Genomic DNA, 14,676 nt, shown 5'->3' on the forward strand with positions numbered 1-14,676 from the left:
CTGGTCGTGATTGATACATATGATTCAAAACAAAATAGTCCTTATCTGCTTTGGCGAATAAGGACCATTGCATTTAAAATAGACTATCTTATCAAACCATGTTCCCTGACTTTTGAAAGAATAGTTCCTCTCCTAATTTGGTTTGCTTCGGTGACTTCCCTTTTTAATTCTTGTCCTAGCTCATTAGAAACCAGATCCTTATGTTTTTCTGCAAGTTCGCTTAATTCTTCTGCGGTGTGAACAATTCCAGTAACTTTCCATGCCAATGACAGACCTTTGAATGCTACTTTTGCTACCGGATGTGGCACAACTGCGGCGGCGGTATCCAGTGTGGCGCCGACCGTTGCACCTAGCGATGCCCCGGTAATTAGCGTATCTGTTGCGACCTCTTTTAAATCATCAGTTGTTTTTTGCAGCTCTTCCAATTTTTCTGGGGTGACGGTAGCGGTAGCCGCACCTGCCTTAAATACCTTTTTTATACCGTCCAAGGTGAGACTAAAATTATTAATTGCGTCGGTGCCGGCGGCTTTTGTTAGCGCGGTTTTGTTGAGTTCACCTACATCGCCAGCCGCGGCAAACTCTCCGGCAGCTGCGACTAAACTTGCTCCTTCTTTTATTGCTTGAGCGCCAGGGACTTGTCCCTGTGCGAGATGTTCTGCGGCTTCTTTGCGTCCCGTTATGTTATGGGCCATCTGCTTAATCGGGTCATAGTTTGCTTTTAAAGCACTCGCTTTTTGAGTGATTTTGCTGACTTGTTGATCACCATAGGATTCAGAAGCAGGAGATGGCATCTGAGGTCTTTCAACTTGTTGATTTTTATGTTTATACAGTTCGTATGCTATACCGCCAACGCCTAATGCACCTGTTGCTACGGTTTTAAATATACGCCCATCTTCATCTATGCCAGTCATTGGATTATTTCTTACCATACGGTACAAATTCAGGCCATCTACTGTTCCAGCCGGGTCAGCGTTTAACCATCTACCGGCCCACGGTTGATAATAACGGTAGCCGTAATAGTACAGTCCCGTTGCATCACGCTCTTTGCCTGAATAACGAATGGTTTTGTAACCGGCTTCAACTTGGTTTCTCTCCGCCCATACTGCGGTGCCGCCATAGGGGTAATACTCTTCCCAACTGATAATTTCTCCATGAATATCCAGTTCTAATTCGCTGCTGTGTGTAAGATTATCGTAGTTATATCTGATTTGATCGTTATTTATACCGGTAGGTTGGCCCTTTTCCCAGTGTAGTACGCGTACTTGTGCTCTTCCTGCTTGCCCGACAGCAATAACTTGCAAGTCTTCAGTGATATTGGCACCGCTTTGTGTGGTGTGTAATTCCAATCCTGGCAGGTAAGTAACTCGTTGTTGTTGCGTGGTATTGGATGTTTGTTGTGCATTTATTTTCAGTAGCCGTATTCCGTCACTGTCATAGCGGTACCACTCGTGTGCGGTGTTACCACTTTGGTTCACTTGTTGTAGCTCTCCTCGTGGAGTCCAGTTTAAGGATTGCCCTGATAACAGACTGGTTTGATGACCACCAGCATCAAAGAATGTATCAACGAGATTGGGATCGTTGGTGAGCGTGCTCAGGACACCACGGTTATTACGGTTTGAGATAGTGATATTTGTGGTGTAGTTATTGTTACTTGCTGGAGCACTATGCCGGATTTGTGTCAGGTTGCCGCTATCGTCGTAAGTATAAGTGCGAGTATAGTTAGTATAGGTGTTGTCATCGATAGGAAGAGGGGTAATTAAAGGAGGAAGCTGGCTTCCTTGCTGACCAATGTTAGCCATTTCGCGGCCGGTTGCTTTGGTGAGTTGGTACAGAGAATCATAGGCATACGCATTTTCCGGTACTATTTTCTGATTACGCCAGAATCGGGTTGCTTCTGCATCATTACGAATATTGATCACATTGCCAACGGGATCATATTCATAACGTAAATCCTGTAGTGGTTTTGTACTATCTTTAATCCGGCGGGTTGTAATGTTAATTAATCGTTGGGTCTCTGGTTCATAGGTATATTCCGTAATAACGCCATTAGCGTGTTCTTCTCGTAATTTTTGTCCGGCTGCTGACCAGGTAATAGACTGCACAATAACTTTTTCGGATTGTCCTTTTAATGTTAACCAGCTACCTTTCAATTGACTTGCTATATCATAGGCTAGCCGCTGTATATTTCCCTTGGCATCGATTTGGGTTAGTAGAGCACCAATAGCATCAGTTTTATTTTGAGTCGTGAATATGTTGTCATTCAGTTTTGTACGCCAACTATTTTCATCATCACCGCGCCAATCAGCTTCCTGATCGTCGGCTATTAATTGACGGGATTGTGATAAGACCGCGCCGGTTAAGGACAAACTTTCCAATTGTACCAGCCCCGCCGTGTCATAATGGCGTATACATTGCCCGGCGAGATTCTGGTTTTTCTCTGCATCTGTATTGTTTGCCCAAATAAAGCGCTCTGTAGTTTTCTCGTTCTTTTGTATTGACTCGGTGACAGCCAGCAAGCGGCCGGGCAAGGTATTACCTTCATAGTGATGGGTCTGACGGGTGCCGATTGCATTGATAGTCAGTACTGGACGGCCTTCGATATCGTTCAAGGTAATGGTTCGGCCAGCATCGATACTTTCTTCACGCAGAGTATTACCAGCGAGACTAAAGATACGAGTGAAGTTTGAGCCACTCTGATTTTTATATCTACGTGGGTCCGTGCTTTTTACTTGAAATCCTTGAGTATTAAATTGATAACGCGTGATCAATTCGTTGCTATTGGTTTCATCAATTTGAGTACGCAGGTATTCCAGCGTACGTATATTCAATCCTCGATTATCTCGTACGCTGACAGATGGAGTATTTCGGTTAATTGCAGAATTGTAACGACTCATATTGCAGTTCCTTAATGTTGTTTTAATCTGTTAGCCGGTTTAATAGTAACGGCCTGAGATTTTACTATGGAATGAGTAAAATCTTTAACAGAATAGCGTGATAATTTTTGAGGTTGACAGTATGAGAATTAATATTCCAATAGATAAGGATAGAATACTAATAGGGAAATAAATTATTGTTATTAAATGATGTTTTTACACCGAAATAAATATTTTAATTATTTAATTGTGATTAAGGTAAATTAATTAATAACTGCATTGAATATATATTTAAAATAATCGTTAACGAGAAGAGATTAATTTCATAATGATTGAAATTTTTTGAATGTAAAAAGAGAGATAATTAATTGATAAATAGATAACCACCTCTTGTAGGAAGAGGCGGTTATTTTCTTATTTAGAAACATCAGTACCGAAATATTGAGTGGAAATGCGTAGATAGGTGCCATCGGCTTTGATATCGGCTAGTGCCTTATCGATAGCGGCTTGTAATTCTGGCTCGCCTTTACGAATTAGCACACCGACTGGATCGCCATTGGGTTCGGACGCGACAACTTTTACCGGTGCATTGGGTTTGTGTTTCCTAAAATCGAGATAGGACAGATTATCGTTGATAGTGGCATCAGCCCTGCCCGTAGCAACTAAATCGATTGCCTGATTAAATCCTTCGGTAGGGACGATTTCCGCACCGAAACGTTTTGCTAACTGGGCGTAATTACTGGTTAAGCTATGACTTGAGGTTTTACCTTTCAGATCGCTAAACGTTTTTATACTGTCATTATTTTGCCGGGTGATAAGTACGGCTTTAGATATGATATACGGTGCGGAAAAGTCATATTTCTTTTTGCGTTCTGGCGTAATAGCGACCTGATTGAGTACCGCGTCATAGCGTTTGGCATCAAGCCCGGCAATAAGCCCATCCCACTTGCCTTCGGTAAACTGGGCTTTGACATTCAGACGTCGTGCGATTTCGCGGCCAATATCAATATCAAATCCAGTTAAGGCTCCTGAAGCATCGTGATAAGTAAATGGTGGATAGGTTCCTTCGGTAGCAATTTTGAATACGCCTGCTGATTTAATGTTATCAAGGCCAGATTCTGCATTAGCAGAATATGCAATACCGAATTGAATGACACCCGCTAATAATGCGGTAAACAACATTTTCATTTTCTTTCTCCAAACTGTTAAGAAATCTATTTGATGGTAAGATCAATGACGGCAAGGTTATTTTAACGGTGGGTTATATCTCCCAATCCGGTAAAGTATTGGTTAAGGTTGAAACGAATTCCACAGTACGTTGTTTAAGGGCGCGAGTGAAAATCGTTTTCGACGTTCCCGATTCGACGATCTCCCCGGATTCTAAAAATATGACGTCGTGGGCAAGATTTGCTGCCAAACGCAGATCATGGGTAGCCATTAACATTGTAGTTCCCTCTTTGGCCAATTGCTTTAATACGGCAACAACTTCCTGTGATAATTCCGGATCAAGTGCGGAAGTTGGCTCGTCGCATAATAACACTTTAGGTGAAGGTGCCAGTGCCCTGGCAATCGCTACGCGCTGTTGCTGACCACCGGATAGTGTGGTTGGAAAGACATCGGCCTTGTGTGACATGTCAACCTTTTCCAGTAGTTCAAGCGCTCGTTGTTTGGCCTGTTCACGTGACCATTTCTGAACCCAGATTAACCCTTCCATGATGTTTTCAATCACGGTGAGGTGAGGGAAAAGCTGAAAGTTTTGAAACACCATGCCGGTTTGTTGGCGGATCCGTTGTATATCCTTGTGAGCAATCCGTCCTTTGCCGGTGAAGGTCATGCTTTCATTGCCGATCTGGAGCTTTCCAGCCTGGGGAGTTTCTAATAAGTTGATGCAGCGTAATAGCGTGCTTTTGCCACTTCCAGACGGGCCAATCAGTGCGGTCAGGCTGCCTTCCTCAATGGTAAGATCGATTTTTTTCAGGACCTTTTGCCCGTCAAAACTTTTTTCAATGCCGGAGAGTTGAATCATCTTTTAATTCCTGTGTGTCACTCTTTTGCGAAAACTTCTTTTCCAGATGGGCTTGTAGTGATGACAATACTGAACTGATTATCAGATAAAGTATTGCCGCCTCAGTATAAAGAATGAGAGGTTGATAAGTCACCGCTGCAATACGTTGTGCAGCAAGGAAAAGCTCCGGTACGGTAATGACTGAGGCTAGTGAAGTATCTTTCACCAGTGAAATAAATGTGTTTGAGAGTGGTGGGATAGCGATTCTTGCGGCTTGAGGTAGAATGATCCGACGCAATGATTGTGTCCAGCTCATGCCGATAGAATAAGCCGCTTCCCACTGCCCTTTTGGTACAGACAATAAAGTGGCGCGAATTATCTCAGAGGTATAGGCGCCAATATTTAACGTGAAACCAATCACTGCCGAGGTAAATGCGCCTAACGTAATGCCAATGCTAGGTAAGGCATAAAAAATAAGAAACAGTTGTACCAGCAACGGTGTGCCGCGGATCAGCCATACATAGAATTTGGCGACAGCAATAAGTGGTTTCGGCCCATAAAGCCGGATGAGCGCAACAATAAAACCCAGTATGATACCGAGAGTAAAGGTAATAAGAGTTAGTGGAATAGTGAAAGTAAAGCCCGCATAAAGCATAGGCCAAAAAGAATCGAGTACTAGATTAAACCAGGAGGGCTCCATATATTTTCCCTATTGTGTGTAATATAACAATATATTTATATGTGATTTTTTTAAATATCATATTGCAAGCTGTCAATTTATATATATAAAATAAAGTTATATCATATGGTTATTTTGGATATATAAAAAAATTTATATAAATTAATATATATAATATTTGTCTAAAATATTTTTTGATTACTCGATTCAACATGGTTGATGATAAAGTTCCCTAGTTAGCGTTTGTATTCAACTTTTAGGGAACTGTCTATCTGAATAAGATAATCTTTCACTTATTTGGGAAGATTATCGCCAAAATATTGAGTCCAGATACGCTGGTAAGTGCCATCGGTTTTGATGTCAGTTATTGCTTTATCAATAGCAACTTTTAGTTCTGACTCGCCCTTGCGGAGCAAAACCGCGGTTTGAGCTGCATTGGGGGTTGCTGCAACAATTTTTACTGGTGCGTTTGGCTTATGCTTCTTATAGTCCAGATAAGATAGGCTATCATTAATAGTGGCATTGGCTCTGCCGGTACTAACCAGTTCGATTTCTTGACTAAATCCATTAGTGCCGATAATTTCTGCGCCATTATCTCTGGCTATTTGGGCGAAGTTGTTGGTTAGAGTATGTGCTGAGGTTTTGCCTTTTAAATCGCTGAATTTTTTTATGTTATTATTATCTTTATTAATGATAAGTACCGCTTGCGATGTGATATAGGGGATGGAGAAGTCATATTTTTTCTTGCGCTCAGGTGTAATTGCAATTTGATTAATTACTGCATCAGAACGTCCGGCATCCAGCCCGGCAATAAGTCCGTCCCATTTTCCTTCAATAAATGTTGGTTTGACATTCAATCGGTGTGCAATTTCACGGCCAATATCGACATCGAAGCCAGTTAAAGTACCCGAGGCATCGCGATAAGTGAATGGTGGATAAGCGCCTTCCGTTGCTATTCTGAGTGTGCCGGTGGATTTAATCTTATCAAGGGTTGTTTCTGCATTAGCTGAATATACGAGACCGAATTGGATAGTGCTTGCCAATAATAGGGTAAGAAGTGTTTTCATTTTTTTTCTCCGGGTAGTTATAAATTAGTGAATTAATTTATTATTACCTTAATAATTCCCGCTGAAATAAATTGTTCATAACAATAAATAATTGAGTATTTAATTGGACTAGAATTACATTATTGGTTTCCTTTTTACTTGTAATAATGTGTTTATATGATTTTACTCTCTGTATAATATGCTAAATATAATGATTTATATATAAAATAAAATTATATCATATTGTCATTTAAGATATGTAAATTTAAAAATGAATAAAATAAATATTCACTTATATTAAGGAGGTAGGTGTTGTTATTTTCAATATTTTTGATGATGTTTATATAGAATGAGTTGAATTTATATTTTATTATTAATTTTATCGTTTACTATTTAAATTAAAAAGCCACTGCAATTCATTGTCAGTGGCTTTGGTGAGAATTTACTTTTTGAAGATATTACAACGCGGCAATTGTTTCTTTCTGAGCCAGCAGCTTCTCTTTGGATGTATTGCAGCTTGCCAGACGTTCACGCTCTTTGGCTACAACGGCTTCGGGCGCACGGCTAACGAAGCCTTCATTTGACAGCTTACTTTCAATGGTGCCAATCTCTTTATCCAGCTTCTCAATCTCTTTATTTAAGCGGCTTAGTTCAGCTTCTTTATCGACTAAGCCAGCCATTGGGATTAATACTTCTGCACCATTAATCAATTTAGTGACAGAAATCGGTGCTTCTTCACCCGTAGACAGAAGAGTCACAGAAGATAAGCGGCCCATTGCCTGAATAAAATTCAGATTTTCTGCTACACGGCGTTGTGCGCCAGCATCGGCATTACGCAGCAGAACTTCCAGTGGCTTACCCGGTGCGATATTCATTTCAGCACGGATATTACGTACTGCAATAATCGCTTCCTTAATCCATTCCAGATCGGTCAGTGCCAGTTCATCAGTTTTTTCTTGAGCAAATTCTGGGAACGGTTGCAGCATAATGGTATCTGCCTCAATTCCCTTCACCATTTTCACTCGCTGCCAGATGGTTTCGGTGATAAATGGAATAATCGGGTGAGCCAAGCGCAGTAATCCTTCCAGAACTTCAATCAGCGTATGACGGGCACCACGAACTTCTGCTTCTGAACCTTTGTTAATTGCCGGTTTAGAGAGCTCCAGATACCAGTCACAGAACTGGTTCCAAGTGAATTCATAAAGAATATTGGCCGCCATATCGAAACGATATGTGTCTAGTGCTTCACGGTAGGCTTTTACTGTCTGGTTAAATTCAGCCAGAATCCAACGATCAGCCAACGATAGCGCCATTTCGCCGCCATGTTGGCCGCAATCCTGACCTTCTGTATTCATCAGAACAAAGCGGCTAGCGTTCCATAATTTGTTGCAGAAATTACGGTAACCTTGCAGGCGTTTCATATCCCAGTTGATATCACGACCTGTTGAGGCCAGCGCTGCTAACGTAAAGCGCAGGGCATCGGTACCATGCGTTTCAATACCTGCCGGGAACTGTTTTTCGGTACGTTTGCGGATTTTTTCAGCCAACTGGGGCTGCATCATATTGCCGGTGCGTTTTTCCAGCAGTTCTTCCAGAGAAATACCGTCAACCATATCCAGTGGGTCAATAACATTTCCTTTGGATTTGGACATCTTCTGACCTTCTTCATCCCGGATAAGACCGGTCATGTAAACAGTCTTAAAGGGAACCTGAGGTTTGCCATTTTCATCTTTGATGAAATGCATGGTCATCATGATCATGCGGGCAATCCAGAAAAAGATGATATCAAAGCCACTCACCAACACATCGGTTGGGTGGAAAGTTTTCAGCGCGTCAGTTTGTTCAGGCCAACCAAGGGTAGAGAAAGTCCATAAACCGGAAGAGAACCAGGTATCCAGTACATCTTCATCTTGGTTTAAAGAGATATCTGAGCCCAGATTATTTTCACGACGCACTTCTTCTTCACTGCGGCCAACATAGACATTACCGTTGGCGTCATACCATGCCGGGATGCGGTGGCCCCACCATAATTGGCGAGAGATACACCAATCCTGAATATCGCGCATCCAGGAGTAATACATATTTTCATATTGCTTAGGCACAAACTGGATATCACCATTTTCAACGGCTTCGATAGCCACTTTCGCCAGAGGCGCAGTACGGACATACCATTGATCAGTCAGCATAGGTTCAATAACCACACCGCCGCGATCGCCATAAGGAACGGTTAGATCATGAGCTTTAATTTCAACCAGCAGGCCCAGTCTTTCGAACTCTGCCACGATAGCTTTACGGGCAGCAAAACGCTCTATGCCTTGATATTCAGCCGGAATATCAGAGCTGTAAGTGTCAGAAATCTCGCCATGAGTATCGAAAACTTCTGCTTTATGGCGGATGTTGCCATCAAGAGTCATGATATTGATCATCGGCAGGGCATGGCGCTTACCGACTTCATAGTCATTGAAGTCATGGGCAGGCGTAATTTTTACGCAACCGGTACCTTTTTCCATATCCGCATGTTCATCACCGATAATAGGAATGCGACGGTTAATTAATGGCAGAATAATTTCTTTGCCGATTAAATCTTTATAGCGCGGATCTTCTGGGTTAACTGCTACGCCGGTATCGCCTAGCATAGTTTCAGGCCGGGTAGTTGCAACGATCAGGTAATCTTTCCCTTCTGCGGTTGTGACACCATCGGCCAATGGATAACGTAGATGCCACATAGAACCCTTAACTTCACGGTTCTCAACTTCCAGATCGGAAATTGCAGTGTGCAATTTCGGGTCCCAGTTAACCAAACGTTTACCGCGATAAATGAGATTTTCTCGATACAAACGGACAAAGGCTTCTTTTACGGCGTTGGATAGACCTTCATCCATAGTGAAACGCTCGCGCTCCCAGTCAACGGAGTTGCCCAGACGACGCATCTGATTGGTAATCGTGCCGCCGGATTCTGCTTTCCACTGCCAAATCTTATCGATAAATGCATCACGGCCATAATCGTGACGGGTTTTGCCTTCTTCTGCTGCGATCTTGCGCTCAACCACCATTTGAGTAGCAATACCTGCGTGGTCAGTACCGGACTGCCATAAAGTATTTTTACCCTGCATTCGTTGATAACGGATCATGGTATCCATAATGGTTTGCTGAAACGCATGGCCCATATGCAGGCTGCCGGTCACGTTTGGTGGCGGGATAACAATACAGAAACTCTCACGGCGGGTATCGCCGTTAGGCTTGAAGTAACCACTTTTCTCCCAATGGTTATAGAGAGGCTGCTCAATTTCTTTAGGATTGTACGTTTTATCGAGAGATGGCTCGGCTTGCGTTTGAATTGCGGGTGTTTTTTCCATTTTATCTTGATACTTAGTATGTTGGCGGCGTTGCCATGGTCAAATTAAAGCCGACGCTGCGATATGATTTATATCGTTCACGCGCCAACTGTTTCAAATTTTCATCTATAGGAACGAAGTCTATCACTTCATGGAAAGCGGTGGCAAAGTCTGCAAATTGCGGCAACAGATTTATTAGGATATCACGGGGAGCATTTCCCCGTTTTTGCGGCCAACATAACTCAACTGGTGCGCCATATCTTGGCCCTTCACCCGCAAGATTATGTGGGACGAACTGATGAGGCTCCCGTTGCCATAAGGCTTCATCTAACTTTTCTGCCTGTTGCTGATTTTCACAGGCAATTAGCACCCGTTTTCCTGCTCGCCATTGGTCAGCCGCAAACTGGCATGCCAGCCATTCGTGCGCTTGCAAATCTGCTTGAGGTGATGGCTGTTCCAGTAAATAAAACGTGGCACTTTTCATAATGTCTCTGTTACGGAGAAAGGGCATTGTCAAATGCCCTTTTAAACTAAGAGAGGAATCAAATCAATCGTCGTTATTGATACCGGTACTTCCTGCCCGATTTAATAGGAATTGTGACAGTAGTGCAACCGGGCGACCTGTTGCACCTTTTGCTTTACCTGAACGCCAGGCCGTACCCGCGATATCCAGATGTGCCCAGTGATATTTTGTTGCGAAGCGGGACAGGAAACAGGCGGCGGTAATCGCGCCACCCCCACTGCCACCGGTATTTGCCAGATCAGCGAAATTAGAATCGATTTGCTCAAAAAATTCATCGGTCATTGGTAGGCGCCATGCGCGATCACCGGATTGTTCTGAAGCATTGAGTAACTCATGGGCCAGGGGATTATGGTTGGATAGCAATCCACTGTAATGATTACCAAGAGCTGTTATGCAAGCACCGGTCAGTGTAGCGATATCAATGACCAATTCTGGATCAAAACGTTCAACGTAAGTTAACGCATCGCACAGAACCAGACGGCCTTCGGCATCGGTATTGAGCACTTCGACAGTCTGGCCGGATAGGGTAGTCAAAATATCTCCAGGCCGGTAAGCGCGCCCTCCTGGCATATTCTCACAGCCTGCTATGACACCGATGACATTGAGCGGTAATTGTAGCTCAGAAACCACACGCATCACGCCATAAACTGTTGCAGCCCCACACATATCGTATTTCATCTCATCCATGCCACCCGCAGATTTGATTGAAATACCGCCTGAGTCAAAAGTCAGCCCCTTTCCAACCAAGATGATGGGTTTGGCATTTTTATCAGGACTGCCTTTATATTCCATGACTGACATCAGAGATTCATTCTGAGAACCCTGACCGACAGCCAGGTAGGCATTCATGCCTAGCTCTTTCATCTGCTCTTCACCAATCACTTTTGTTGTAATATGGCTATTGGCCGAATCTGCGAGCTGGCGTGCCTGAGAAGCCAGATAAGCGGCATTACAGATATTGGGTGGCATATTACCAAGATCTTTGGCCGCTTTGATACCGGCAGCAATAGCAAGGCCGTGTTGGATGGCACGTTCACCACTGGTTAGCTCCCGACGGGTCGGAACATTGAAAACCATTTTACGCAGTGGGCGGCGCAACTCATTTTTATTACTTTTTAGCTGGTTGAAAACATAGAGAGATTCTTTTGCTGTTTCTACCGCTTGGCGCACTTTCCAATAATTATTGCGGCCTTTGACATGCAATTCTGTTAAGAAGCAAACAGCTTCCATTGACCCCGTTTCATTGAGAGTATTGATAGTTTTCTGAATAATCTGTTTATACTGGCGTTCATCCAATTCGCGCTCTTTACCACAGCCGATAAGCAGAATACGTTCAGATAACACATTGGGAACATGATGCAGCAACAGTGATTGACCAACTTTGCCTTCTAGTTCACCGCGGCGCAGCAATGCACTGATGTAACCGTCACTTATTTTATCAAGTTGTTCAGCGATAGAGGAAAGGCGGCGAGGTTCGAAAACGCCGACAATGATACATGCACTACGTTGTTTTTCCGGGCTACCGCTTTTTACACTAAACTCCATGCGTTCTCCTGAATCTTAAAGACAAAGACGGATGCTATCGCTAAAATATAGCGTTTCGCATTAATCTACCCCATAGAAAATTAACTATTTATGTTAAGCTAAACGCACTGTTTGTTATTATTTAGCTAACTATATAAGTATGTTCTGACTGGGAACCTAAATATGGAATGCTTCGATATCATTTTAGCAGTGAGGAAGCCAAACTGATGCACATAATAAATGGTATATATACAATGAAGTTAGCGATTTTCCTGCAAAAAGACAAGTTTTCACAGGCGTAATAAGCGTGATCATCATTAGATATCTGGTACGGGAAACCCTGAAAAGCCAAGTTGCGATACTCTTTATCCTTTTACTGATCTTTTTCTGTCAGAGATTAGTTGAAATTTTGGGTGCCGCAGTGGAAGGAAACGTCCCGGCAAATTTAGTTTTATCCTTGTTAGGATTAGGTGTGCCTGAAATGGCGCAGTTGATTTTGCCCCTGAGTCTGTTTCTTGGGGTATTGATGACTTTCAGTAAACTCTATACTGAAAGTGAAATTACTGTTATGCATGCGTGTGGTTTGGGCAAGCGTGTGCTGGTGGTTTCGGCGCTTATTCTGGCGTTGTTAACTTCCGCGCTAGCGGCAGTGAATGTCATTTGGGTCATGCCGTGGTCCTCGAAATATCAAGAACAGGTGGTGGCTGATGCTAAAGCTAACCCAAGCTTGGCAGCGATCATGGAAGGGAGGTTCAAACCTTCCGAGGATGGTAATCTGGTGCTCTATATTGGCAACGTGCACGGCAATAAATTTGAAAACGTATTCCTTGCCCAACTTCGCCCCGTTGATAACCAGCGTCCTTCCGTGGTGATCTCTAATGGCGGGCATATGGTGGAGCGACCTGATGGCAAACAGGTGGTCGTCCTTAATTATGGTACGCGTTACGAAGGCACTGCAATGCTGCGTGATTTTAGGATCACTGAGTTCCGTGATTATCAAGCGATTATCGGGCATCAGACTTCAATCGTAGATAATAATAAAGTTGAACAGAAGTCTATTATCCAGTTATGGCAGGATAATGATAAGGACTCCCGCGCTGAGTTCCATTGGCGTTTGACTTTGGTGCTCTCGGTACTAATTATGGCTATGATGGTAGTACCGTTAAGTGTGGTGAACCCACGTCAAGGGCGAGTGTTAAGCATGTTGCCCGCAATGTTGCTTTATCTGATTTTCTTCTTATTGCAAAGCTCTCTGCGTTCTAACGGTAGTAAAGGCAAATTGGACCCGATGATTTGGATGTGGCTGACTAATGGGACTTATCTGATGTTGGCGCTGGTTCTCAATATTTGGGATACGTTGCCGGTGCGTAGGGTCCGGGCTCGTTTCAACGGCAGAGGAGTAGCCTGATGTTTGGTGTATTGGATCGTTATATCGGTCGGACTATTCTACAGACTATTCTGATGACGCTGTTTATGCTGGTATCACTCTCCGGTATTATTAAGTTTGTTGAGCAGTTAAGAAAAGTGGGACAGGGGGAATATACTACTATTTCTGCTGGTCTTTATGTTTTGTTAAGTGTGCCGAAAGATATTCAGATATTCTTCCCGATGGCAGCTTTGCTTGGCGCCTTACTGGGGCTTGGTACGCTGGCAACCCGTAGTGAGTTGGTGGTTATGCAAGCTTCTGGATTTACCCGTATGCAGATTGCTGGCTCAGTGATGAAAACGGCTATTCCGTTGGTGATCCTGACTATGGTTATCGGAGAGTGGGTTGCGCCACAAGGTGAACAGATGGCGCGTAATTACCGGGCTCAGAAGATGCTTGGTGGTTCTCTGGTTTCAACAAATAAAGGTATGTGGACGATAGATGGGGACGATTTTATCTACATCCAGCGGATTGTGAGTGATACCGAGATTAAAGGCGTCAACATCTATCATTTTAGTGATGATAAAAAACTACTCTCTGTAAAGTATGCAGCCAGTGCGGTTTATGATAAGGATAACGACCTGTGGAAGCTTTCTCAGGTGGAAGAATCTGATCTGACAGACAGCAAAAAAATCACCGGATCACAACGTATTTCTGCTGACTGGAAAATTCTCCTGACGCCAGAACAGTTGAATGTGGTAGCACTTGAGCCTGAAGCGCTTTCCATCAGTGGCTTATATCAGTACATCAAGTACCTTAAGCAGAGTGAACAGGAATCAGGCCGTTATCAACTGAATATGTGGAAAAAAATATTTGCGCCGCTTTCAGTTGCAGTAATGATGTTGATGGCACTCTCTTTTATCTTCGGACCACTGCGTAGTGTGCCGATGGGAGTGAGGATGGTGACAGGGATTAGCTTTGGCTTCCTATTTTATGTACTTAATGAGATCTTTGGTCCACTGAGCTTGGTGTACAGCGTGCCAGCGGTTTTGGCGGCACTGTTACCAAGCCTATTGTTCCTTACTGTGAGTATTTATTTACTCCTTAAGAGACAGTAGTTTTTAGAAATCGAGGAACTATATCCTATGGATTTCAAGATGCATCGCGACGGCAAGGGAGTGAATCCCCGGGAGCATAGATAACGATGTGACCGGGGTGAGCGAGAGCAGCCAACACAGAGGCAACTTGAAAGATGACGGGTATATAGGGATAGGGTTTTTGGCTAAGAAACCCTATCCTGAGCATCTCGATTTTAAGATGTAAAA

At 43.3% G+C, this 14,676-nt stretch carries 10 protein-coding genes; 2 read left to right on the top strand and 8 right to left on the bottom strand.

The features are described 5' to 3' along the window. Positions 1 to 83: 83 nt before the first annotated feature. From ACGF49_RS07225 to pepA, 8 genes are all read right to left on the bottom strand, one after another. Complete coding sequence (locus tag ACGF49_RS07225; protein WP_349010553.1) at positions 84 to 2,894, bottom strand: RHS repeat-associated core domain-containing protein; 2,811 nt, start codon at positions 2,892 to 2,894, stop codon at positions 84 to 86. Between the two features lie 393 nt (positions 2,895 to 3,287). Further along, positions 3,288 to 4,061 (bottom strand): amino acid ABC transporter substrate-binding protein, encoded by a 774-nt coding sequence (locus ACGF49_RS07230; protein WP_113041601.1) that lies wholly within the window; start codon positions 4,059 to 4,061, stop codon positions 3,288 to 3,290. 73 nt (positions 4,062 to 4,134) lie between these two features. Further along, positions 4,135 to 4,899, bottom strand: a complete 765-nt coding sequence (locus ACGF49_RS07235) for an amino acid ABC transporter ATP-binding protein (RefSeq protein ID WP_228903167.1) — start codon at positions 4,897 to 4,899, stop codon at positions 4,135 to 4,137. Next, positions 4,877 to 5,578: an amino acid ABC transporter permease gene (locus tag ACGF49_RS07240; RefSeq protein ID WP_113041599.1), complete on the bottom strand. Its 702-nt coding sequence runs from the start codon at positions 5,576 to 5,578 to the stop codon at positions 4,877 to 4,879. Before ACGF49_RS07240 ends, ACGF49_RS07235 begins: the two co-directional genes overlap by 23 nt. Before the next feature lie 272 nt (positions 5,579 to 5,850). Beyond that, complete coding sequence (locus ACGF49_RS07245) at positions 5,851 to 6,624, bottom strand: amino acid ABC transporter substrate-binding protein (protein ID WP_228903260.1); 774 nt, start codon at positions 6,622 to 6,624, stop codon at positions 5,851 to 5,853. A 437-nt stretch (positions 6,625 to 7,061) separates the two neighbouring features. Beyond that, positions 7,062 to 9,959, bottom strand: coding sequence for a valine--tRNA ligase (locus ACGF49_RS07250; protein ID WP_262977801.1), 2,898 nt, complete (start codon positions 9,957 to 9,959; stop codon positions 7,062 to 7,064). A 13-nt stretch (positions 9,960 to 9,972) separates the two neighbouring features. Continuing rightward, entirely contained in the window at positions 9,973 to 10,422 is a 450-nt protein-coding gene (locus tag ACGF49_RS07255; RefSeq protein WP_011148563.1) for a DNA polymerase III subunit chi, read from the bottom strand. A gap of 63 nt (positions 10,423 to 10,485) precedes the next feature. After that, positions 10,486 to 12,006: a leucyl aminopeptidase gene (gene pepA / locus ACGF49_RS07260; RefSeq protein ID WP_113041596.1), complete on the bottom strand. Its 1,521-nt coding sequence runs from the start codon at positions 12,004 to 12,006 to the stop codon at positions 10,486 to 10,488. Positions 12,007 to 12,292: 286 nt separating this feature from the next. Between pepA and lptF the strand changes: the two genes are divergently transcribed. Continuing rightward, entirely contained in the window at positions 12,293 to 13,393 is a 1,101-nt protein-coding gene (lptF, locus tag ACGF49_RS07265) for an LPS export ABC transporter permease LptF (RefSeq protein WP_113041595.1), read from the top strand. After that, positions 13,393 to 14,469 (top strand): LPS export ABC transporter permease LptG, encoded by a 1,077-nt coding sequence (gene lptG / locus ACGF49_RS07270; protein ID WP_113041594.1) that lies wholly within the window; start codon positions 13,393 to 13,395, stop codon positions 14,467 to 14,469. Before lptF ends, lptG begins: the two co-directional genes overlap by 1 nt. Positions 14,470 to 14,676 lie beyond the last annotated feature (207 nt).

It is taken from the genome of Photorhabdus sp. RM96S (assembly GCF_042879335.1).
Classification (GTDB): Bacteria; Pseudomonadota; Gammaproteobacteria; order Enterobacterales; family Enterobacteriaceae; genus Photorhabdus; species Photorhabdus kayaii.